15 protein-coding genes are annotated in these 23,965 nt (G+C 53.9%); 2 read left to right on the top strand and 13 right to left on the bottom strand.

Annotated features, from left to right (window positions below):
- Positions 1-47 precede the first annotated feature (47 nt).
- From GSF27_RS14010 to norR, 13 genes are all read right to left on the bottom strand, one after another.
- Positions 48-701 carry a HEPN domain-containing protein gene (locus tag GSF27_RS14010; RefSeq protein ID WP_160970167.1) on the bottom strand — a complete coding sequence of 218 codons (654 nt, stop codon included), beginning with the start codon at positions 699-701 and terminating at the stop codon, positions 48-50.
- 147 nt (positions 702-848) lie between these two features.
- Entirely contained in the window at positions 849-1,130 is a 282-nt protein-coding gene (locus GSF27_RS14005; RefSeq protein ID WP_160970165.1) for a hypothetical protein, read from the bottom strand.
- Positions 1,127-4,153, bottom strand: coding sequence for a DEAD/DEAH box helicase (locus tag GSF27_RS14000; protein ID WP_160970163.1), 3,027 nt, complete (start codon positions 4,151-4,153; stop codon positions 1,127-1,129). Before GSF27_RS14000 ends, GSF27_RS14005 begins: the two co-directional genes overlap by 4 nt.
- Before the next feature lies 1 nt (position 4,154).
- Positions 4,155-5,648 (bottom strand): EH signature domain-containing protein, encoded by a 1,494-nt coding sequence (locus tag GSF27_RS13995; protein WP_370462612.1) that lies wholly within the window; start codon positions 5,646-5,648, stop codon positions 4,155-4,157.
- Entirely contained in the window at positions 5,638-6,390 is a 753-nt protein-coding gene (locus tag GSF27_RS13990; protein ID WP_370462611.1) for a flagellar motor protein MotB, read from the bottom strand. Before GSF27_RS13990 ends, GSF27_RS13995 begins: the two co-directional genes overlap by 11 nt.
- A gap of 32 nt (positions 6,391-6,422) precedes the next feature.
- Positions 6,423-8,435, bottom strand: a complete 2,013-nt coding sequence (gene zorA / locus GSF27_RS13985) for an anti-phage ZorAB system protein ZorA (protein ID WP_160970159.1) — start codon at positions 8,433-8,435, stop codon at positions 6,423-6,425.
- A 133-nt stretch (positions 8,436-8,568) separates the two neighbouring features.
- Entirely contained in the window at positions 8,569-10,263 is a 1,695-nt protein-coding gene (locus GSF27_RS13980) for a DUF262 domain-containing protein (protein WP_160970157.1), read from the bottom strand.
- 48 nt (positions 10,264-10,311) lie between these two features.
- Entirely contained in the window at positions 10,312-11,190 is an 879-nt protein-coding gene (locus GSF27_RS13975; RefSeq protein WP_160970155.1) for an ASCH domain-containing protein, read from the bottom strand.
- 168 nt (positions 11,191-11,358) lie between these two features.
- Positions 11,359-12,537, bottom strand: coding sequence for a restriction endonuclease subunit S (locus tag GSF27_RS13970; protein WP_160970153.1), 1,179 nt, complete (start codon positions 12,535-12,537; stop codon positions 11,359-11,361).
- Positions 12,534-14,159, bottom strand: a complete 1,626-nt coding sequence (locus GSF27_RS13965; protein WP_160970151.1) for a class I SAM-dependent DNA methyltransferase — start codon at positions 14,157-14,159, stop codon at positions 12,534-12,536. The genes GSF27_RS13970 and GSF27_RS13965 overlap by 4 nt, the downstream gene beginning before the upstream one ends.
- A gap of 65 nt (positions 14,160-14,224) precedes the next feature.
- Positions 14,225-17,596, bottom strand: coding sequence for a DEAD/DEAH box helicase family protein (locus GSF27_RS13960; protein ID WP_160970149.1), 3,372 nt, complete (start codon positions 17,594-17,596; stop codon positions 14,225-14,227).
- A 48-nt stretch (positions 17,597-17,644) separates the two neighbouring features.
- Entirely contained in the window at positions 17,645-19,057 is a 1,413-nt protein-coding gene (locus GSF27_RS13955; protein ID WP_237457562.1) for a sigma-54-dependent Fis family transcriptional regulator, read from the bottom strand.
- Positions 19,058-19,753: 696 nt separating this feature from the next.
- Entirely contained in the window at positions 19,754-21,286 is a 1,533-nt protein-coding gene (gene norR / locus GSF27_RS13950) for a nitric oxide reductase transcriptional regulator NorR (protein WP_160970145.1), read from the bottom strand.
- Positions 21,287-21,488: 202 nt separating this feature from the next.
- On the opposite strand from norR, the gene hmpA reads away from it, so the two are divergent.
- Positions 21,489-22,703 carry an NO-inducible flavohemoprotein gene (gene hmpA / locus GSF27_RS13945; RefSeq protein WP_160970143.1) on the top strand — a complete coding sequence of 405 codons (1,215 nt, stop codon included), beginning with the start codon at positions 21,489-21,491 and terminating at the stop codon, positions 22,701-22,703.
- A gap of 13 nt (positions 22,704-22,716) precedes the next feature.
- On the top strand, positions 22,717-23,937 hold the full coding sequence (locus GSF27_RS13940) for an NnrS family protein (RefSeq protein WP_160970141.1): 1,221 nt from the start codon (positions 22,717-22,719) through the stop codon (positions 23,935-23,937).
- Positions 23,938-23,965 lie beyond the last annotated feature (28 nt).

Here is a 23,965-nt window from a genome sequence, read left to right as displayed (position 1 = left end):
AAAGGTGGCCTTGCCGGAACGACAATTGCCAATAGCGAGCGATTTCTTCAGGCATCCCGCACAGGCGGAAAACAGGCATCACCCCACAGCGTGGGCTTACTCTCCATCATGATTTGCAGCATCTCAACCACGAACTTCTCCAGAAACGCCACACAATCTCGTATCTGCTCCCGATTCATGGCACTGTCCCAAGTGGCGCCACCGTGCACCAGCTGATTACGCAGCACATAGATCCGGGAAAAGATAATGGCCAGGGTGTCCGGCGTATTCTGCGCAGCCAGGGATGCATTAGCGGCCCGTTTGGTGCCTGCCGCTCGCTTTTGCCACGTATCGCGGTCGATATTACCGCGCTGGAACTCCCAGAAATCGGCGTTGACATAGGGGTTGTCCAGCAACACACGGATACTTTTGGGGAACTCGCTCCACACCAGTGTGGAAAGCCGCTTATCCTCGTCCAGGTCGCACAGCTTTTTGAAGAAGTCTCCGAATATGGCCCGTTCGCTGGTACCGCGCTGGGTGTCGACAATCTCGGTGGCATAAGCCGCATTAAAGGCGATCCAGAGAAAGATAAAACGGCCATCGGCGTCGTCGCACTGCTCTGCCCGGTTGAGCCAGCTAAGCGCCCGGTGTATACGCAGGCTAAGATTCAGGTGTTGCTGATCACGGATGCTGCGGTGGAGCTCCTTTAAAGTGCTGTACATTCCCAAGACACATTTTCTCCCTGTTATGTAATGCAATGCCGGCCTAACCCGCCGTCAGCCCCTGTGCTAATTGGGTATCCCGGTGGTAAGTAACCATCAGGTTTTGGGTGGCACGGGTAAAGCCCACATACAAACGGTACCCGCTATTTACCGTGCCCTTGCATCATCAGCAGAAGGTTTACTACTCTTGCCGCCGGACACCAGGAATCGGGCAGACTCTACTAAAGCATACTCATTGGCTCTGGCAGCGGCTTTGCGCTTCTCTTTTTCCCGCAAATAGCGTTCCTGCTGATGCAGCACAAACTCAAGCACGAGCCCCAGGCCGGCCGCTATCAGGCCTGTTTCCTCCAGCGCCAACCAGGCGCCCTCGACCAGCAATATTCGTAAGAGGTTGTTTAACCAGCTGTAGGAGAACAAGCGAGCTTTCAAAAGCAGCCTGCCAGATCATCCCCGGTCACAGTATCTGCGGCTACTACTGCATCACTCAGATCAATCTTGTTACTGAGCAGGCTGTTTAGCTGCAAATCGAACGACTTCACCTCCGGGTGCAGAGCCATCGGAATGTAGACGTTAACTGGCTTGGTCTGGCCAATTCGATACACTCGATCAGTAGCTTGCGCCTCTTTTGCGGGGTTCCAGTGCCGTTCCAGGTGGATAACGTTGTTGGCCCCCACCACCGTAAGGCCAACACCCGCAGCAATTGGCGACATGACAATAGCTCCAAACCCTGGCTGTGATTGAAAACGATCAATAATCGATTTACGCGTTTCGTTATCCTTTTTGGTAGGAACAGCCTTGGTTTCTCCATTGATAATTTCAACAGGAACCTTGAACAAGGTAGATACCAACGTACAAACATAGGCCTGAACTGATTTTGTGGTCGCAAAGATCAGTACTTTCTCCTCTCTCTCCTTAATTTCATGCAGGAGTTTGACCATCGCCGAAATCTTTGAGGATATCTCTGCCTGTTGCAGAAGCTCTTTTACGGAGCCGGCCGGGCGGAAACTGCCAGAAATATCCGGGTGAATACTGGTGATCTTGAGATTGTGCAGGCTGGGCAGGATAAGACCACGCTTGTCATCTGCTGTGCTGGATTTCACGGCCTGAACGATATCGTCATAACACGACAGTTGCCTTCCGTTCATCACACCGGCCAGGCGATCCATGTATTGTTCATTTACCGCAGCCTTGTCTCCGGAAAATACCCGTTTCTCAGGCAACCCTTTCAGTTTCTCGGCTTTCGTTCTTCTCAGCATGTAGTCGCCAACGGCGGCACGCAGCGACTTGCCAACGTCGATCTTAACTCCAGAGCCATCACCTTCAGATGCATCCAAAATCGGCTGAATATAGGTCTCCCGAAAGCTCTTCCAGGATCCAAGCAACCCGGGTTCCGCTGTATCAAACAAACACCAGAAATCCTTCAGTGAATTCTCCACGGGAGTCCCCGTAGCCAGTAATTTAAAGTCCGCCTTAAGGCCCTTTGCAGCTCTGGTTGCCAGCGTGTTCGGATTCTTGATGTTTTGGGCTTCATCGAATGCCACTATGCCCCAATCAACCCGACTGAGGGAAAACTGGTAGTCTCGAAGGGTCTGGTAGGTCGTTAGCACCAATCGACCAGGCATATCGAGCCGGTCAGAACCGTATACACTCCCAATTTTCAACGAATAGCGAATTGAGTCCTGGTCTTCAATCCGGTCTCCCGCACTAAACTCCTGCTGGGTTTCCCTACCCGCTCCGGTGACTCGAAATTTGCTCATATCTCCGCCGGACTGCAGTACCACAATGTCGGCAAACGGCGATTTATTAAAGGTCTCGTCCACTTCGACCTGCCAGTTCTCCAGCAGGCTAAGTGGGGCAACAATCAGGGTTGGCTTTTCCGGCAAGCCCGAACTGCGTTTGCGCCTATTCCATTCGGCAACAGACACTAGGGTCATAAATGTTTTTCCGAGGCCCATATCATCAGCCAGCAAAGCGCCACTGCTTTCACCACGCTCCTCGACTATGCCAAGATGCGCCAGCAGCCACTGAATACCCTCCTCCTGATGAGGAAAAGGCGTTCGTTTCAGATTGCCTATTTCAAAAGATTGAGCGGCCAAATCAAGTCCCATCACCCGGGCATCTTTCTGAAACTCAATATCTTCGTCATTGGTGTCGATGGCCACTACGGCCTGCTCAGTTTCCGCCCTGCCCGGGCCCGGTTTATCACCCTCAGGCTCATCCTCCGGATAGTCGTCTCGATCCTGACCCGGTTTATCGATAATTCCGGATTTGATTTTGTCGATCGCGCCCTTGACTCGGACGCCATCAGAGATATCGAACTGCTTGCCATCAAAGTCTATAATTTCAGCCCCTTTTGCTTGGGCATCTTCAATGAGCCTCTCAAGCTCAGCCAGGCTCTCATCAGAATCAATGAGCGGCGCAATACTTTCTATAGGCTCCGGTTCGCCACTATTGGCCGAAAACCAGTCAACACCCGATTTTTCCACATCGCCAAAGTACCGATGAACAAATCGCTCAGCCCCATGAACCCTTAACGAAAAGCCAGTATCAAGGTCAATCAGGGCTGCATTCAGGTAAGCGGTGGGTGATCTTAGAAAGTTTGCGACCTGTGATTTCGGGATTCGTCGATTGGTGAGAATTTCCTGTGCCGCATTCAACCGGGCCTCATTCAACAGTACAAATCGGTTCTTCACTCTGAGAATGCAGTGATCTTCACCGGGCTGCATTTGCCCCAGCCGAGATTGAATATCCGCAATATTGATACCGGAACCAAACGTTGGAGTTAACAAAACATCGCCATTCGGCAGTTCTTCGAGGGACACACCAACAGATTCCGGGCTGCTCAATTCGAGATTGTTAAAATGCGCCAGATCGATAGGCATGCCCGATTTTTTCGCGACCTGAAGCTGCAGAATCAGCCAGTTATTTTCATATTCCCCGCGCTTTTCCGGCGGTAACTTGCCGTGGTTCTCTACCGCGTTCAGAGCGCGATACTCTGCCGCCGACAGTCGGTAGACCTCACCTTCGGCCACCTTCAGAAACGGGCCAAATAGAGCCGCAGAAGGAATATGACCACCGTCGCCAAGCGTTAATTCGACATTGACAGAAAAGTCCGCATTGGCTGTGTTGCCTCGAATATCTGCCTTGAACTTACCTTTACTGAATGCGGGAAGCTCAAACAGCGTGAAAAAATCATCTTCCAATTCGGGCACAGTCGCGGAAGGAATGGTAAAGCCGTTAGAGTTTCTGTCAGCCAAATTCTGCTCTACCAACGCCTTAAGGTAGGCGAACTGCATACCGAACAACGGGTTAGTCATGGCATGACTTTCTGGATCGGAGATAACCTTTGAAGGAATTAAGAAGTCGAGACCTTCATAAGGATCTATCGACCAAGAGATCAGTTCATGGATAGCCGGGGATTTAAACCTCTGAATAAACTCTCTAATACGCATACTAACTTGCTCCAAACTTAGACTTGTATGTCCGATACTTAGATGGAGCAATTAGTTTCCCTACGTCCAACTTCAAATTAAACTTTGCCAAATGACTAATCACTTTATTCTGCCAAGTTAAGTCTGGGTTATGAGCTGTTTCCATCAATCCTCCATCACGCTGAAACTGCCACAGATAGAACTCTGCCAAACCAACGCCTAAGTCTCTCGAGTTAAAGACATCAATAGAGTAATCCGTGATTCCTGGCTTCTCAGGCAGCTTATTCATCACCCTTATTGAAAAGCTGTGAGTCCCTTCAACCATATGTAGGCCATTTTTAAGCTGTAAGTAAATTACAGACGCCTGCCCCCCCTTTACAAGGGCGTATGATGGAAGCTTTTCTTTCTTGTAGTTTTTCTTTAAATAGCTTTCAGCTGAACTCGTGAGAAAAAGGCGAGACTCATAAACGGCTTCCTGTTCGACCAATCCCTCCATAAAGGTTTTTCTTGGAGCAAACATTCTCTCCATAGCATCATTTCTATCATCTTTGGCACTTTGCTCCAAAACCCCAAGAAAAAGAGCAAGATCAAACCGGCTCAACCATCCTCGCATCAATGCAATGCGCTTATCACCGATAATAGACCACCACTGCTGGTAGCTGGCGCTCGACTTGGGCACCCTGGGGTCGCCAGCAATCGTCAGGATGGCGTTTTGCCATGCTTGACTGATAACCTTACCTGCCGATCGATCAATCAGAATTTCAATGATCGAGTGGCCCAGCAACTTTCCCTCAGCCGCAGGAGCATTCACCACGTCAGACTTAACCACTTCCTTGAGTACCGGGTGATTCTCACCAACCTCCATAGTTCTCAAGGTTTCCAGATAATATTGATAGCGACAAAGTTTGATATACCGCCCGTCAGCAAAGCCGTTAAGGCCCAATTTTCTCAAGGCCGCATCGAAATCAATTCCGTTTTCCCTGGCAAAATTGACCACTTTGGAAGGTCCGGACACAGAGAAAATAATCTCCGAGAAACGTGAATAGCGGACCAGATCACTGGTATTGTTATCGCCTCCAAGACCAGCCAGCTGTTCGCGTAAAAAATCACACCAGTCACCCAAGGCCCTTCCTTCAGCCAACAGATCAAATCGCTCCAGAAACGCCCTTATCAGCTGCATCAGGGAAAGCTTGGTCATCGGCCGTCTTGGCATCAACAGGCGACCCAACAGGTTACGGTCTACCCTCGCCAGCTGGCAAAAGTCATCTGAACTGACTAGCAGAAAGGTGCATGCCCGAACATCAACAGGTGTTGTTATCTCCTCAAGCCAATCGGTTCCGGCTCCAGCCATAACCATGGCTAACAAACGCCGGCAGGCGACCTGAAAAGTATCAGAGTTCATTCCCGCACCTTTCGCAATAGCCACAACCACTTTTTCAGCCGCAACGATCTTGTCAAAATCCGTCTCTTTCCATTCAGAAAGCTTGATATCAAGGAATGGCAGTTTAATAGGCACTTAGCTTTTCTCTTATATCTACAGATTTCGCTAACTTCACAGTAAACCTGATATCAATACGCCGATTCATTTTGAGAGACTCAAGACTATCGATTCTACCGCGCGGACAAACATCTTGATTGTCTACATCAGGGCTTGCATTCGAGCAAGAAACAGGACGAGTTTCTGCATAACCACTGACAGAAAATAGCTTTTTCCCTACGTGATTTTTCAACTCATCAAGCCTGGAGCCCTCAGGCATTTCACTATTCCAATAATCCCAAACAGATATAGCTCGAAAGGTTGATAGCCCCCAATTCCCTTTAATTGCCTGATTACTGTAGGGAGCACGATCCGTATGACCTTCAACAAATACCGTATCTAAATACTTCCACCTATTCTCTTTTCTAATACTCTTATATATTACCTCTCCTATTGCCAACGCATTCGCCAAAGACCTTTTGTCGTCCGGAAGGTTGAAGCTTCGCTGCCGAAACGACAGAACATCATTGGGTATGCGAATGACCGTATCGTTTTCACTGAGCTTAACAGGTATTTTCATGCTATTAAGTTCGCCAACAATATCCTTAAGAATATCTCGTCGAACCTGTTCGGCCCTCGCGAGCTCGCTCATATCCTCCTGAATTTTCTCTTTTAATTGAGTCAACTCAAGCACCAGTGCAATAGCCGCCAGGACAAAAATCACCAGCAGTCCCGCCATAATGTCAGAGAAAGAGATCCAGTATGGATTCTCCTCGTCCACCTGATGACTGCTGTAACGACTACCCAGGTTTCTCATGACGGACTACCAACTCTATGCGATGAAACCTTACTGTCCATTTCATCCACAACACTGCTCAATGTGCGTACAGCATCGGTCATTGACGAGATATAGCTATTGGTCTGCTCATTCCAGGTGTTTAGTCTATTGACTGTTTGCGATTGAACTCTGTCTGCATAGTCAGACAATAGATCCGCAACCTGTTTTTCAAGCGCCGCCACATGATTTTGCAACGATTTCCCGAGCGCATCGAAATGGCTGTTGACTGCAGAAAATCCGTGTTCTGCTTTAGTCGCCGCGTCGCCAAGTCTGCTTGAAGCTTGTCCGATCTGCTCGCCAGTGCCTCTCAGCTCACTGACGACCTCATCGAACAGGGCCGCAGTCTCGGCATTTTCCTTGGTAATCGTGTCGGCACTGTCTATGGCCTGGGCAAGCTGATCACCCAATGTATCTATAGCAGTTTTAATATTGCTGGAAAGCAGCCCCAACTGTACCGATCCCGCCTTCAGCTCTGAGGCAGCACCCTGCATGGCGCTGGTGGCTGTTTCGTGACTGGAAGCAAGCCTCTGGAACCTGTCTGTCAGCGCCGACAGCCCCGATAGCAATTCGGTATTCTGTGCTTTTTGTGCGCTCAAGATATCCTCTATTCCCTGAGTCACGCGCGCCTGGTCCTCCTGAAAGCCTTTCAGCTGGCCCTGCAAGAGCTCTTGACGGGCAATTTCCCGGGCTTGCTGTTGTTCCAGCTGTCCAGTCAACTCGCCCTGAACGGCTTTGAGAGTCTCTGCGTTCTGCTGAGCAAGCAGGTTCAGCTGTCCCTTGAGCCCGCTCATAAACTCCTGCAGGTTACTGGTCATTTGAGCCTGGCGCTCTGCTTCTCTTTGATTCTGAGTATCCAGTTGCGCCTGTATCGTGCTATTTACCTGAGACAGCGCATCTGCATTCTGGGTCATCATGCTACTGATCTGGGATTCCATACTATCGGCAAAGCTTTGCATGCGCTTTGCCATCTCACCGGAAGCCGATGCCATATCCTGGCTTGCCTGCTCCATCATAGCTTTCTGGGCATCACCCGCAGAGCCAACCCCCTGCAGAAAGCGATCCAATAACGACTCCAAAGCCTTTTCCGAGCCAGAGTGGGCATTGTTTACCAACTGCTCTACCGCTGGCCCAAGAATCGTATTCAGACTTTGAGCAAGGCTATCGCTGATAACTCCTGATGCCTCGCGCATCGCCTCCTGCATCTTGTTACCAATTTTTTCATCCAACTCAGCCAATCTGTCATTGCTCTGCCGGGTGAAATCTTCAATATGAGCAAGACTTTGTTCTGCGGTAATTCTGGGGTACAGATAATCGACGTCGTTCTGAAAGGAGGCGATAGACGACCGAATATTCCTCTCTAAAAACTTTTCGAAGAAGTTAAAAGCCACACTGGTGAACACGCCCCACACAGATGTCATAAAGGCAATAGAAGCCCCGCCTATCATCCCGAAAATACCGTGAGTGAGCTCGTCAACCTTGGCTTGTTCAGGATCAAGGTCACCAAGTGGGCCAAGACCCAACTGCAAACCAGCGAAAGTACCAATAACACCAATAGCAGTTAGAAAGCCCGGTACCGCCGCCAGCAGTCGGTTCTCAGTCAACCCCCGCGCTAACGTGTGGGTATTGAAAAAATGTGCGGCATCCAACGTATTACACAGGCGCTGCTTTTGAGGGATATGGACCAGAGATTCATCAAATTCCCGCCAAAGCCGTCCATATCCAGGATGCTTCATGGCAGCATTGGAAAGGTCTCTTCGTTTCTCCAGCAGCTGGTCAAGAGTCAATCCTTTAATCAGATTCTGGTAAAACCTGAGGTGAGATCGAGCCCTGAAGTAGTTAATAAGCGACAAACTAACAAAGGAAAGCGCCATTACAAACAACAGAGCAACGAACAGCGCGCTAAGGCCTTCTGGTGACGTTATATCCCCGTTCATCAACCGGGAGAACTCCGGCCACAGATTTATCAAACTGTACGATGTGGAACTCATTAAACTATCCTTACTACACAAAAATCGCTTAGCGGCCTTTCAACGTGCCTGTCATACAGGATCGCATAGTGGCCGGTTATTTTTTATTGGTTGACCTGAAGAAAGAAAACAACCAGATACTGTTCCTGCCGACCTATTCGTTACCATTCAAAAATTTGTTCAAGCGTTGGGCAATCAACTGCCGCCGTTCGTGCATAAACTGCAGGTAAGCATCCTTTTGCAGCAATTCCGGGGCCAGTGGCACACACTGAGCGTCAAACATCGCAGGGCCGTGCTCCTTGCTCAGAGTAAGCAAGTAATCGTCCGGAGCCTTATCCCGAATGCGGCGGTTGGTTTTACCACCGATAAAGCTGAGGTTGGCTATATCGTTGATTTGCTTGTTCTCATAGCTTCCCTTTAAGTAGGCCTGCGGAAAGATATGGTGAAACTGGAGTTTGTGGCTGCTGCCCTGATGTTTGAAATCGATGGCGAGTCTGGAGTGCCAGTCGCGGGCACCATCGTGACGAAACGCCAGAAACATGGTTTTGAAATAACCGCTGCGCTGGGAGCGGCTTACCAGATCATCCGCTTCGATCTCTACGCGGCCAAACTGTTGCTTCAGGTTATCAATCAGGCCCGCAACACCCAGACCGCGGCGGAGCGCACCCAGATCCTGATCGAGCATGCTTTCTGATGAACCCCGGCTGTAGCGTCCTTTGGCGTTGGCTGCCAGGAACCAGCGGCGTAATCCGGCTTCTGTCTCACCATCCATCTCGTAGCCGTGCTGCTCGCCATAAACTGCCAACAGAATCAGAAAGTAAGGCGATGACAGCAGCGTTGAGGAATCCACCCCGATATTGCTGCGCAGGTAGTTGATGGCGTATTCAAGGCCGCTTTTGGCTCTTTCCCATCCGTCCTGCAGCCTTTCCAGGCTGAGACTGTTTACTGTCAAAAACCGGCTTTGCCCGGTTGCAAAGCAGACCAGAGTTCTGACAAAGGTACCGATCTCTGAATCAAAGCCCCGATCGGCACACCCTGCCTGAAAGCTTTCGAAGATTTTGAGGGAGTCACGCCATTTCGCCGTTATCTGGGCCAGCGCCAAGTCTGAGCCACGCAGTTTGGCACCCAGCGAGTTTACCCGTACAAAGATCTCGGTTACCTCTTCGTAGGAGAGGGTGCGCTCCAGAATATCGAGCCGGTATTCGTAATTGACGATGCTCTTCAACTGGCGCAAGCGGGTCTGGTATTTCTCCAGACGCGGATCATCAAAGCTGGTTATGCCCACCTGTTTGAGAATTTCGGTTTCCGATTCGCTCTTGAACACCTCGGTCACAGACACCCAGTGCGGCAAGCTGGCGATCTTCTTGCTGCCCACCACAAAGGTCATCTGATCCAGTCTTTTCTGGATCTCATCATCGGATGCGTCGTGCTCGTCTTCCAGCAGCTCGTCATCCCCCTCGCCTTCATCCACCTCAGTGACCAGCGTTAGTTTGTCCGGGTGCTCCAGATTGAACAGAATATCGATAGGTTTCTTGCGGCCGCGCACAGAAACCGGCTCCCCCCGAATCACAGACGAGAGACTGGTCAAACGCTGCTGACCGTCGAGTAGCAGCTTGTTGGTGGCGTAAGGGCTGGACTGCTGGGTGACCGAGAAGTCCCGCTCGGGCACTTCCATATCGGTTTCCCACAACAGGATGGCTCCGCTGGGATAACCCCGGTAGAGACTATCTAACAGATCCCGCACCCGCGGTGCACGCCACACATAGCGGCGCTGCATTTCCGGTAAACGAATTTCGCCGCGCTCGATCATGCCGACGAGCTCGCTGACTTTTGCCTGAGACTTGGCCACCTGTGCTTCCTTCTATCTGCAATCTGTTCTGGTGTTAATCACACAGTGTTATCGGTTGAACACCACGTTAAAGTAACCATCCACACTTTTCTGAATCCTGAGCTCGTCGCCCGCTTGCGGCTGATGCATTCGGTAGAACTCCCGCACCGCACTGCGGTTTCTGAGTATGCGTTTGGACCCATCGATATCGCTGAGCACCGAGCTTTCGAGGCCGTGGAATTGCCACTGCACTTGTTCACCGGCTTCGTGTTTGTTTTTGCCACCCCAGACAGATTCCGGGAATAGCTCTGTGTGACGCGGGATGTAGAAGTGGGCGTTGTTGATGTTGCCCTGGGTCAGGGCTATACGCAGTTCTTTGGTGGCACTGCCCCTCTCTTCAATCATTGCGTCGCTTTTGCCGTTCACACTATTGTTACCGCGGTTTTCCGGCTCGTTTTTCATACGTTTGAAGGCATCGGCAGACTGCTCGACTTTATCAACGGCTTTAGCACGCTCCATCGTCATTTGAGTGAGCGAGTCGCCGGCACTGACGGGTATGCCTTCAAGTTGCTTTTGAATACCTTCGATAGCGGCCTGATCCAGCTGCACCCAGGTCACAGCGCCGCTTTTGTGTGCATAGGGCACTGACTTTGGCAGCGGTTGAATCTCGCTCAGCTCCCAGGCGTACCACCATTTGTAATCTGGTCGAGTAAAGAGACTCGAGCCGACGCAGTGTTTGTGCACCGTATCGGCCAGACCAGCCATATCGTAGGGGCCGGAGACGCCGGTTAAATTGGCCACACCCACTACCTGACCACTGCCTTTGCGAATCAGGGCAAAGGCACCGCGATGGGAGGTGTGCTTGGAGCGCATCTCCCAGACTTTTTCGCCATTGAGGATCTTGCTGATCCATGGCTCGTCGATAATTAGCGCTTTTGTTATTTGCATGGGTGCTGTCCATTTCATTTTATTCAAGGGTCATTTTGATCAGCTGGTAATTTCGGGGTTTATAGGTTGGACTTCTCTGCCCTCCCCTATCAATCTTCCCACATAAAAATCAATGACTCCGACCCCATTGATATCCCATTGATCCTGACCCCATTGATCCCATAAAAATCAGTGACTCTGATCCCAATCATCCAGCGCATGAGAAAAGGCCTTTTGACTAATGGACTCAAAACTATCACTACCCATGCTTATTGAAGTAAAATTCCTTTCACATAACCGCTCATACTTTTGATAGATATACGAGAATTTCAGCTGGCGATCTAACGGTGGCATCGGAATTTTCAATGATTTTAACTTTTCAGCAGTTAAGTGTGAAAATGTGACTTCTGAAACAGAATCCGAAAGACCACCAAGCCTAGCCATCCAAAAGAAATACTCCTGAACATATTCAGAGGTTAATACTTTTGAATTCGGCCGAATTCTATGTAAAGCTTTTTGGAAGTAGCAATCGTTAATATTATCCCTCCAGATAGCACACCTCCCCACCTCGCCGCCCTCGCAAACGAGAAGATCTCCATTTTTCAGGTTAAACTTCTTTACTTCATCGGTGTTGAAATCCATTTCTAGAAGGTCATTAAGATCAAAACTCCGCCACCTGACATTTGCGTTACGCAGGTATTTTTTAGGCGACCTTCCCTCTTTGGCTTTTTGGGATAGCATTTTTCCCAGCTGTGATTCAACAACCTCTCCTAACCTTTTAACTTCCCACCCTTTCGGATTAGTCACCGGATCACCAAACATATGCAGAAACACGGCGCGGAGGAATTCGTCGGCGAGCTGGATGGCTTGCTGGCGTTTGCGGCGGATGGCGTCGGCTTTGTCGAGGGTGGCGGCGATGCGTTTTTGTTCGGTTAGGGGTGGGAGGGGGATTTCTAACCCTCGAAGTACATCTAAAGTAATACCTTTAACTGTCGCTCCCTTACCCTGCTTCCCAATAAATTCGGACTTCGACTCCAAGAAACGAAGCAGATAAGGCTTAGAAAGCTCACTTTCATCTTTGACGATTAATGCCTTTAGATCCTGGTTGATCGCCATATCCACTTTGTTTACGGCCACTTTCCCAAGAGCCATACGAGTTGGAACAATGATATTTCCAGCAGGAATGACATTGGTCGCAGATTTTTTTACACCGACGTCAGTTATGTAATCAGCAGTTGTGTGTAATTCGCTAGATTTAAAATCTTTTACCGATGCCCAAGGAATCGTCCCTCCCCAAAACTCAGGATTATCTTTACTTGGTGTTCCACCACCAACAATTTCAACCAGCTCCCCCAGCTGCTTTTTCACAGCATCCCCTCCAACTCATTCAGGTCAGCCAGAATCTCGCTTTCCAATGCCTTGAGCTTTTTCAGGATTGCCTTGGGGTCTTCATACTGCTCCTCGTCGTACACCACCTCTTTGTAGCGGTTGATGGAGAGATCGTACTTGTTGACGGCAATATCTTTGGCATCAACAACGAAGGCCTTTTGGGTTTTGTCTTCCCATGGCAGAAATGGATTCCCGCCTGCGCGGGAATGACTGAGGTATTCATCGACCGCCTTGCGGTATTGCTTCCACTGGGCAATGGCATCCGGCAGGTCGTTGCTGCCCTCCCCTTTTAAGGGGGTGCGCTTATCATCCAATGAGTAGCCATCAGCCTGCAGGTCGTAGAACCAGACCCGCTCGGTGGTGCCGCCTTTGGTAAACATCAAAATCGCGGTACTGACCCCGGCATAGGGTTTAAATACCCCACTGGGCAGGCTGACGATGCCTTCCAGCTGGTTGTTTTCGATCAGCTCCTGGCGCAGTTGCTGGTGGGCTTTGGAGGAGCCGAACAGCACCCCATCGGGCACGATCACGGCGGCGCGGCCGCCAAGCTTGAGCGCACGCAGAATATGGGCCACAAACAGCAGTTCAGTTTTTTTGGTTTTGACCAGCCCCAGTACATCGGGGTTGGTGTTGGTCTCGTCCAGGCTGCCCTTGAAAGGCGGGTTGGCCAGGATCACATCGAAGAAGTCCTGCTCCTGCTGTGGGTAGTGCTCTTTGATGGATTTGCTCAAGCTGTCCTGATAGAGGATGTTGGCGCCGTTCACACCGTGCAGGGCCATGTTCATACTACTCACTCTGAGCATGGTGGTATCGAAATCGAAGCCCCAGAACATCTGTTTGTTGATGTGGTCGCGGTAGGGTTCCAGCAGGTCGCCGCTGTAGTGGGTGTTGCCGTCTTCGTCTTGCCAGGTGCCGCCTTCGGCCTCGGAGCTGGAGTAAACCCGGTTGAGGTACTCCATGGTGCGGGCGAGGAAGCCGGCGGTGCCACAGGCGGGGTCGCACACGGTTTCGGTAGGCTGCGGGTCGGCCAGTTCGATCATGGCGTCGATGATGTGGCGCGGGGTGCGAAACTGGCCGTTGATACCGGCGGTAGTGAGTTTACTGAGCAGGTATTCGTAGATATCGCCCTTTACATCGCTCTGAGTGAGGGGCAATTCGTCCACCATCTCCAGCGCTGACACCAGTACGGATTCGTTTTTGATCTCCAGGTCGGCATCCTGCATGTATTCGCCGATGTGGCCCAGCGCTTCAATGGCGGTGCCCTCTTCGCCCAGACCATCCTGATCATCGGACTTCTGCCCCAGCGTGGCGAAAAACGGGTAGACCTCGCTCTTCAGGTGCTTGTGCAGCTCCTTGCCGCTGAGGTTTTTAAAGTTCTTCCAGCGCAGCAGCTGGCCTTGCGGCGTATCGGGGAAGATGCGATCCACCGCCTTGCCAGTACGGGCCGCCTTGCGCTCGGCCACCTCCTCCTGCATGTCGAGCATGCGGGCAAACATCAGGTAGCTGATCTGCTCGATCACGGTTAAGGGGTTGGTGATACCGCCGGTCCAGAATTTTTCCCAGAGTTTGTCGATATCGTTGCGGATTTGGCCTGTTAGCATTTTGTCTCTCTAAGTTACCGGGTGCAGCTGTGGCTGCACCTTGTTGTATTTGGTGATTTCGCCCCTCAAGGGCGGGGTTCGTTCTTTAAAAAGGGTTTAAGCACTGCAATCAATTCACCCACATCGTCGGGGGTGAAGACGCCATCAATCCCCTCCGGCGAGACACTGTTAAACGGTGCCTCGTAGAGTTTGTCCACCACGATGGAGCCGTTCTGGGCGATGAAGTTTTTCAGCAGGTTCATAAAACGCACCTGTTGGGCGGTGAGGCCGGGGTGGGCGTGCAGGAACCCTTTGAAGTGGTCCTCGATGGCTTGCGGGTCGAGGCCGATGAGCTCGCGCACGGTGAGGTGCAGTTGATCGGCGGTGCGGCCGTAGAATTCGTTGAGGGTCTCCAGGCTGACGCCCGGATGGCTGGTGAGTATGGCGGAGGTGAGGGTTTTCAGCTCCGCCTCGGCTATGGCCTCTCCCTTGCGGATCTTTTGCAGGGTGGGGTTGGCGGCCACCATGTTGTCCAGAATCTCTTTCAGGCGGCGGCGGTAGAGCATGGCCTCGTTGGCGCCGGCAATGACTACCTTGCGCTCGGTTTCCTGAATGCCAGTGTCACCGGTACGGGTGGCTGGCATATCGTATAGACCACCGCCGCCAGACTGGCGATATTTCATGATGCCGCGCAGCTCTTTGCGGGTGTGTTCCAGCTTGTCGATGGTGGCGTTGTGCCAGAAGTCGGCGCTGCGCACTTCGGCAATGGTGGCATCTTTCTGGCGTACGGCCTGAATATTGATCGCCAGTTTATCCAGCTCCGCCAGCAGCTGATCACGCCCATCCTCGAAGCAGCTTGCCTGCTCCACCAGACAGCGCTGGATACTGGCCATGAGCTTATCCAGCTGGGTGGCGTGCTTGTCACTCAGTACCCGGGCTGACATCAGCGGCGCAATGGTGTTGGCCAGCAGGTGCTGGGTCTTGGCGTCCAGCTTTTTCAGCAGGTCGGTTTGCTGCAGCTGATGGACCGAACGCAGCTGGCGACGGACGGCGATGCTGTTTTCGGGCAAATCGTTGATATCCGCCCGCAGCAGCTCAATGGCGGCATCGAAAGCCTGGGCGTGATTGTGCTTGAGTGCGGCCTGCGCCATCTCCAGGCGGGCTTCGAAGGTAGTTTGTAGCAGGGATTTACCGCTGGTGTCTTCGGGCTCCTTGTATTCCTGCTCGAAGAAGTCGAAGTTGCCGTAGTGATCGAAGATGAGGAATTCGGTTTTGGGCTTGCCCGGGCCAAACAGGTTGGGACGCAGGCGCGTACCGCGACCGATCATCTGCCAGAACTTGACCCAGGACTTCACCGGCTTGGCGAACACCAGGTTGACCACCTCAGGCACGTCGATACCGGTATCGAGCATGTCCACCGAGATGGCAATGCGGAAGTCGTTATCGGGCTTTTTGAACTCCTTTATCAGGCTCTCCACATGGGGAATGGCGTTATGGATGACCTTGCACACCTTGGTGCCATACTGGGGATAGAGCTTGCAGAACAGCTTTTCCAGATGCTCGGCGTGATCCTGCCGCTGGGCAAAGACAATGGTTTTGCCCACCAGGGAGCCGGTTTCATCCTTGATACCGTTGTTGATCAGGTTTTCGAGGATGATGCGGTCGGTATCTTCGCTGAAGATTTTGCGGCCGATGTCCTTTCCGGCAATGGTGGTATTTTTGGCCTCGTCTTCCCCCAGATCCTCTTCCAGCTGCTTCTTTTGCTCGTCCGACAGCTGACTGTAGTGAATGCCGTCGCGCAGAAAGTCGGTGGTGAGGTCCTTCACCCGGAATGGCACCAGGTAAGGGGGATCGTTGTTGATGGCGGCGTCCAGCCCAAACTCGAACGTGGGATCGGTGGTTTCGCAATCGAACATATCGAATGTGTTGCGGCTGATGAACTTGACCGGGGTAGCGGTCAGGCCTACCTGCAGGGCATCGAAGTAGTCGAACAGGTCGCGGTACTTGTTGTAGATACTGCGGTGCGATTCATCGGCGACGATCAGGTCGAAAAAGCCCACATCCAGTTGGGTAAAGCGGTTCATCATGCCCGGGTAGGTAGCGATGTAGACACGGGCGGTCTGGTCGATCTTGTTGGTTTCACCAATGACACAGCGTGGCTCGGAGGGCAGATTCTGCTTGAAGGCGTCATCGGCCTGCACCCGCAGCTCTTTGCGGTCACAGAGGAACAGCACCCGCTTGGACCAGCCGGTGCGCAACAGCAGCTCGGCCAGGGCAATGGCAACCCGGGTCTTGCCGGTACCGGTGGCCTGAATGATCAGTGCCTTGCGGCGCTGCCCCTGGAAATGTGCGGCCACCGTCTTGATGGCTTCGATCTGGTAGGGGCGATCGGCAATGCTCAGTTCCGGATTGAAGCGCTCCAACTCGGGCTTGCGGTAGCTGCGCTGGTAAATGACGTATTCGAGGCTGTCCTTGCTGTAGAAGCCATAGACCGGACGATAGGTGTTGTACTGCTTGTCATCCCAGATAAAGGTTTCGTAACCGTTGGTGTAGAAGATTACCGGCCGTTGATAGCCCATGTTCTCCAGAGCATCGGCGTAAAGGCGCGCCTGCTCCCGACCGGCCTGCAGATTGGTATTGCCGGACTTTTTCGCCTCCACCACTGCCAACGGCTGGCCGTTGTCGCCCCAGAGGACATAGTCCACATAGCCCTTGCCGGAGCGGTTATTTGGGAAGGTAACTTCCACCTCTTGCCCAACCTGTTCGGCATCAGCGATATCCCATCCAGCCTGCAGTAGCATGGCGTCGATCAGTAGGGCACGGGTCTTGGCCTCGTTCCACTGCAGGCTGTCGGCCACCTTCTGGCTTTGCTGCTGGCGCTTCTGCTGGTCGGGTTTGGCGGGTGCATCCAGCTTATCGAGATTTCTGGTGCGTTCCCGCTCCAGCTGCTCCATCACCCTTTCGAGCTCGTCCTGCTGTTGCTTCAGCTCTCGCTCGTAGCTGGAAACGGACTTTTGCAGTTGAGCCAGCTGGGCAGAGGGGTCTTTTACCTCCTGAAAGGCAGGGATATCCGCTTTGCCCTTGCTGTAGTACTTAATGGCCATGTACATGGCCAGCTGGTGCGCGGTACCCAATGCCACCTGGGCATTGCGCAGCTCACCCTCGGCACCATGAGCCGCATCGTTACCCTGAATGCGCAGGAAGTTGATCTGGTGAATGAGCGACGTGCTGACACAATCCTGGAACACCGGACTTTTGACCAGCTCGTAGAAGCTGGATTCCGGCAGGCGTGGCAGCACTTCTTCCTTATAGATGGATTTGGTCAGTTCTTCCGCGAAGCTGCGCAGGCGGGTCAGGGCGCTGCCCGGATCGATGTGCAGGACGGCCTCGGCCAGACCTCCCAGGTTGGCCAGGATGTCGTTCTCGGGGCGGAGAAACTCAAAATTGGTCGATTGCATAAAAATAATTCTGTCCATGACAGCCCTATAGCGAAGGCTGTGCCAGTTTTACTGGTCGTCGCTGGTGATTCCCAGTTTTTCCATTTGATTGCTGAGCGTCTGATAATTGCCGAACCCCAACAATTCCGCTGCTCTGGTCTTTTTGCCCTTCGCAAATACCAGCGCCTGGCGGATATATTTACGCCTTAAATCATCACAAATCTCTTGCAAATCAATACCCTGAGACCAATCTATCGGAGTATCGGTTGCAGATTGCTCGGGCATGGCGATCAGCGCCGAACGGATATCCTCTGCACTGATGTTTTCCCCCTCGCTCCAGATGGCAGCCCGAAAGATGGTGGAGTGAAGCTCACGCATATTGCCCACCCAAGGGCGCGAAAGGATAATATTTCTTGCTTCTACAGAAAACTTTTTACCCTCAAGGCTGGTGTCATCCTTCTGCAGGGAGTCCAGAACGGCATCCATCAGCAAGGTCAGATCTCCCTCCCTCTGTCTCAAGGGCGGCAAGTGCAAGACGCCTACTGCGACCCGGTAGAAGAGATCCTCACGAAAACGCCCTTCGGCCACCTCGGCCATCAGATCTTTATTGGTCGCACAGATGATCCGCACATCGACCGCCTGCTCATCTGCGGCTCCGACAGGCGTTATCACTCCCTCCTGCAAAGCTCGCAGCAAACGCACCTGTACGGACGGCTCCAGCTCACCGAACTCATCCAGAAACAGAGTCCCGCCATCAGCCTTCTTAAACACCCCCTGACGATCCTGATGCGCGCCGGTAAAAGCCCCTTTCTTATGGCCAAAGAGCACGGAATCCACCAGCTCCGACGGGATAGCGCCGCAGTTGAGCGCGACAAAAGGACTGGCAGACCTGGAGCTGGCATTGTGAATAGCCCTGGCAAAGAGCTCCTTCCCGGTACCGGACTCCCCATATATCAATACCGGTACCGCCTTGGTGGCCAATAGCGACGCTTGGCTGATCAAACGCTGCATCACCGGGGTTTGTGTAACAATGTCATCAAAAGCGGCATCAGCAGGCGCCCTGGATAAAGACAAATCCCACAGGCCTTTGGACGAAATTTGATCAGCAGCAGGCCGGTACTCAGCAGAAATATGAAAGGGAATATGGACTTGCTCGACCCCGGCCTCTTTTGAGCTCTGCCAGAGGGTCGCTTGCGGGAATTGGGTTTTGCATAGCAACACCCAAACGGCGTGCATAACCGGAGTGCCAGGGCTGAGCAGGACGTGGATTTCATCCCCGCGTTCATCCATCCGGCCCAGCTGACTTTTCGCGGCGCGATAGATATCACCGTAGTGGACGGGAGAGGAGAGCTGAACCGGGGTATAGGTTACGGGCAGACCTGATTGCTCACTGAGCCACTTTACGTAAGGAGCCGCAGGCAAGCTTCGCTCATCAATCAGCAACTCAACCCGCTCAAATGACTCGGCCAGAAGAGTAGACAATATTGGCCCTGCCGATTCTGCTCCCGGCTCCATACCGTCCAAATCGCGCCTACCAACCCAGGCTGTTATCGCCTTGGCCACCCTGCCCCCTCAAATTCCACAATTATCGTAATGCTTTAGACTTAAGCCGTTAAAGATAACAAGCGGGGTGCCAACGCGCTAATAATGGATAGTTTAGTGATGTTAAGGATCTATTCCGCACAACAGGCAGCCATTCACGAACAGATGAAAACGCAATCAGGTTATGCAAAAGCGGCACACATAGCTCAACAATCAACCAGCCATTTGATCAATCAAACGCTAGCCGATTTACCAATCGAAGTAGACTAGCTGGTGCTTCGGGCAGGAAGGTTCAGGCAACCCAAATAGCCAACCGCTTTTAATAGGGGGCACTTTTGGGGGCATAAATCTAGATTGAAAACTATTTATACTGATAAATCATATAGTTACAAATAGTATTCAGTAGACCCCGGCCACCACTCCAAAGTACGAATAGCTATGGTCTTCCTTGTAGTGATTCAGGAGAGGCTCCCGCTGCAGACAAAATCAGCATCTCCAATTTGCAGGTCAGTAGAATCCCCATTAGATTCTTCATTAACCAATGTTTACGGCCATTGATTCAAAGGGTTACAGAAAAACAGTGCCCAGTCCTCTCCTTGGCGCCATCACTTCTAGGCGAGTGAAGGCGTAGCGCTTTCACCGCCCTCTCACTCCCAACCGCTTCATCAACCGCAACAAATTACTCCGGTCCACCCCCAACTCCCGTGCCGCGGCCGCCACATTAAAACCGGTTCTCCGCAACGCGGCTTCAATCACCTGCGCCTGGAAGGCGTGGGTCTGGCTGGTCAGCGAGCCACCACCGCTCGCAACGGGTGCGGGCGCACTCTCCTCAAGACTCTCAGCCGACACATCACTCAAGTCCAGATGCCGCGCGCCGATCTGCACCAACCCGCCAGCAGTCGGCGTACGACTGGCCTTGAGGGCAGCACGGCTGAGCAGGTGCTCCAGCTCGCGCACGTTGCCGGGCCAGCTGCAGCTGAGCAGTGCACGGCGCGCGGCATCGTCCAGCAACAACTTGGGAATATTGAGGCGGTGCTGGTCACGCTCCAGAAAGTACTCTGCCAGCTGGAGTACGTCATCGCCGCGTTCGCGCAGTGCCGGTACCCGCAACGGGAATACACTTAGCCGATGGTAGAGGTCGGCGCGGAAGCGCCCTGCTTCCACCTCTGCTTCCAGATTACGATTGGTGGCAGCAATGATACGCACATCCACCTTGATGGCGTGGTCGCTGCCCATGCGCTGCACTTCGCCCTCCTGCAGGGCGCGTAGCAGTTTGGCCTGCAGCGCCAGCGGCAGCTCGCCCACTTCGTCGAGAAACAGGGTGCCGCCGTCGGCCAGTTCGAAGCGGCCGGCGCGGGCCTCGGTGGCGCCGGTAAAGGCGCCCTTGGTGTGGCCGAACAGCTCGGCTTCGGCCAGGGTCTCGGGCAGGGCGGCGCAGTTAATCTGTATCAGGGGTTGGTTGATGCGGCTGGATTTCAGGTGCAGGCGGCGGGCGATTAACTCCTTGCCCACCCCGGTCTCACCTTCGATCAGCACCGTCAGCGGGGTGGCCGCCACCACATCCACATCGCCCAGCAGGCGCCTGACCACGGCGCTGCTGCCAATAAACTCCGATGCCCCCAACTCGCGGTTCAGCTCGGCGGTGACCTGATGGCCGTGGCGCAGCTGCTGCTGCAACTGTTCGATACGCTCGGCGGCGGTGATCACCGCCTGGGTAAGGGTGATGGCCATGTCCTGCTGGCGCGGCGCCACATTTTCAAACTGGCCCGGCTGCACGGCGTCGAGGGTAATCACACCCCAGGGCTTGTCGTCGATGTAGATGGAGACTCCCATGCAGTCGTGCACATGCAACTGCTGGTCGGGCACATACATCAGGCCGTCGTAAGGGTCAGGCAGGTCGGAGTCGGCGTCGAAGCGCAGCAACTGGCGACTCTCCAGGATGGCCTGCAGGCGCGGGTGCTGGGTGAGCAGGAAGCGGCGACCGCGGGTCTCCTCCCTCAGGCCGCTGAAGGCCACCGGCCGCAGGACATCACCATCGAGCCGCAACAGGCCGATGGCATCGCAGGGGATGGAGTGGCGAATCGCTTCCAGCAGGCGCCGGTAACGCACCTCGGCGGGCAGGTCGCGACTCAGGTCTTCAATAACGGTGATGTAGTGTTCGAGGCTCATGCGGTCAAAATTACCACATCGATGTCAAAATGACACCTCTCAGCGAGGTGTCATTTTGACATCATAATTTTAAAAACCTAATAATTTCATGGGGTTAATGGTTGGCACAAGAATTGATTTATTACCGCGAAAGGAGTGTCAGAAGCTCCGGGGTCACACCCGGTCGCTGCGCTCCCCACCATAACAACCAGAGGAAGACCCTATGCTCAGTGAAGCCCAGATTGCCATCATCAAAGCCACCGCCCCGGTTGTCGGTGCCCACGCCCGCGACATTACCGAACACTTCTACCCGTTGATGTTCTCCCGCTACCCGGCGGTAAAGGCCTACTTCAACCAGACCCACCAGCAACAGGGTTCGCAGCGCCAGGCGCTGGCCAATGCACTGGTGGCCTACGCCACCCACATCGACAAGCTGGAAGCGCTGGGCGATGCGGTGAGCCTGATTGCCCACAAGCACTGCTCCCTCAACATCCTGCCGGAGCACTACCCCATTGTGGGCGAGTGCCTGATGGAAGCCATCGGCGCCGTGCTGGGCGACGCCGTCACCCCGGAGATTGCCGACGCCTGGGGGACTGCTTATCAACAACTGGCGGATATTCTGATCGGCGTGGAAGAGCAGATCTACCAGAACCACAGTGAGCGCCGCGGCGGCTGGCGCGGTGAGCGGCAGTTCCGCATTCGCGAGATTACCGCCGAGAGCGATGTGATCGGCAGCTTCTACCTGGAGCCCTGCGATGGTGAACAGGTGATCGACTTCCTGCCGGGCCAGTACGTTGGCCTGCTACTGACCATCGACGGCCAGAGTGTGCGCCGCAACTACAGCCTCTCCAACGCCCCGGGTAAGAAGTGGCTGCGCATCAGCGTCAAGCGCGAGGACGACGGCCTGGTCTCCGGCTACCTGCACCAGCACGCCCGCGTGGGTGACGTGGTGACCCTGACCGCCCCCTGCGGTGACTTTGTACTGGACACCTCCAGCAGCGCACCGCGCCGCCCACTGGTGCTGGTGACCGGTGGCGTCGGCATTACCCCAGCCATGAGTATGCTCGACAGCTGTGTGGCCAGCGGTCGCCCCATCGTCTTTGTGCACGCGGCCATCAACAGCAGTCACCACGCTTTTGCCAGCCATGTGGAGCAACTGGCCGCGCAGCACGACAACCTGCGCAGTGTGGTGATTTATGAAAAGCCGCTCCCCGGCGACCAGCCCGACGCCGTGGGCTTTATCAACACCCATCTGCTGGCGGAGCTGTTGCCGGAGGATCGCAACGTGGATCTCTACTTCCTCGGTCCCAAGCCGTTTATGGCCTGTGTTAACCAGATCGCCGGCGACTTGCAGATCCCTGCGGAGCAGCGTCACTATGAGTTCTTTGGCCCTGCGGCTGAACTGAGTGTGCAGGAAGCCGAGGGCGCTATTGCCTGAACCCGGAGTCGCCATGACAGACACCGCCAACCGCGCTAACACCACCAGCACTGTGCCAGTCCCGTTTCTGCGGCTGGCGTTCCGGCCGCTGTTCTGGCTCGGCGCGCTGTTCAGTGTGGTGGCGGTCGCGCTCTGGTCGCTCCACATCGCCCTGGGTATGCCACTGACGCCCTACGGCGGCAGTTACTTCTGGCACACCCATGAGATGCTGTTCGGTTTCGTGGCGGCGATCATGGCGGGCTTTCTGCTGACGGCGGTACAGAACTGGACCGGGGTGCGCAGTCTCAACGGCAAGCCATTGGCGGCACTGGTGCTGATCTGGCTGCTGGGACGGGTGGTGATGCTGGCGCCAGTGGCCATGCCGCAGGCGCTGGCCATTGCCATCGACCTGCTGTTCCTGCCGTTAGCGGCGCTCTGGCTCACCCGCCCCATCATCAAGACAAAGCAATGGCACAACATCCAGTTTGTGCCGATCCTGCTGCTGATGGCGGTGCTCAACGGCCTCTCCCACCTGTCTCTGCTGCAGCCTGCCAGCAGCAATTTGCTGAACTCGGGTTTTGTGGGGATTGCCCACAGCATGATTCTGCTGGTGGCGCTGGTGATGGTGATTATGGGCGGCCGGGTGTTCCCGATGTTTACCGCCAACGGTACCGGCACACCGCGGGTGGCGCCCCTGCCCTGGCTGGAACGACTGGCCATCGCATCGATACTGGCCAGCGTGGTCGTCAGCCTGCTGCCCGCCGATACCTGGGCAGCACTGCAGGGCACACTCTTTTTGCTTGCCGGCCTCAGCAACATTGCGCGCGCCTTGCGCTGGCGTCCGCAGGTAACGCTGCGGGTACCGCTGGTGTGGTCGCTGCACCTCAGCTACCTGGCCATGTGCCTGGGGTTGATACTGTTGGGCCTGGTGGCGTTCGGCATACTGCAGCAGGCCTCCATCGCCTACCACGCCATCACTGTAGGCGGCATGGGACTGATGATCCTGTCGATGATCTCGCGGGTCTCCCTCGGCCACAGCGGCCGCCCCATTGTTGCCAACCGTGCCGTCACCCTGTCACTGCTGCTGATGGCGGCGGCCTTTATTACCCGCGTCACTGGGCCCCTGCTGGCCACGCATTATGAGTGGGTAATCCTGCTCACGGGAGCGCTGTGGGTAGCCGCCTACGGCCTGTTTACCATCACCTATTCCAGGTTGTTGTTTTCGGCGCGGGCGGACGGCGTTACCCACTCCTGACGTCCGGCATGAAAACCAGCGAATACTC

Origin of the sequence: Pseudomaricurvus sp. HS19 (assembly GCF_009857815.1) — a bacterium.
Taxonomy (GTDB): domain Bacteria; phylum Pseudomonadota; class Gammaproteobacteria; order Pseudomonadales; family Cellvibrionaceae; genus Pseudomaricurvus.
This window is presented reverse-complemented; position numbering and strand designations above follow the sequence as displayed.

Bases quoted from the DNA above. Each gene is read 5' to 3' on its own strand.
- GSF27_RS14010 (WP_160970167.1), bottom strand. From the start codon at position 701: ATGTACAGCACTTTAAAGGAGCTCCACCGCAGCATCCGTGATCAGCAA.
- GSF27_RS14000 (WP_160970163.1), bottom strand. From the start codon at position 4,153: ATGCGTATTAGAGAGTTTATTCAGAGGTTTAAATCCCCGGCTATCCAT.
- zorA (WP_160970159.1), bottom strand. From the start codon at position 8,435: ATGAGTTCCACATCGTACAGTTTGATAAATCTGTGGCCGGAGTTCTCC.
- GSF27_RS13975 (WP_160970155.1), bottom strand. From the start codon at position 11,190: ATGCAAATAACAAAAGCGCTAATTATCGACGAGCCATGGATCAGCAAG.
- GSF27_RS13965 (WP_160970151.1), bottom strand. From the start codon at position 14,159: ATGCTAACAGGCCAAATCCGCAACGATATCGACAAACTCTGGGAAAAA.
- GSF27_RS13960 (WP_160970149.1), bottom strand. From the start codon at position 17,596: ATGCAATCGACCAATTTTGAGTTTCTCCGCCCCGAGAACGACATCCTG.
- norR (WP_160970145.1), bottom strand. From the start codon at position 21,286: ATGAGCCTCGAACACTACATCACCGTTATTGAAGACCTGAGTCGCGAC.
- hmpA (WP_160970143.1), top strand. From the start codon at position 21,489: ATGCTCAGTGAAGCCCAGATTGCCATCATCAAAGCCACCGCCCCGGTT.
- GSF27_RS13940 (WP_160970141.1), top strand. From the start codon at position 22,717: ATGACAGACACCGCCAACCGCGCTAACACCACCAGCACTGTGCCAGTC.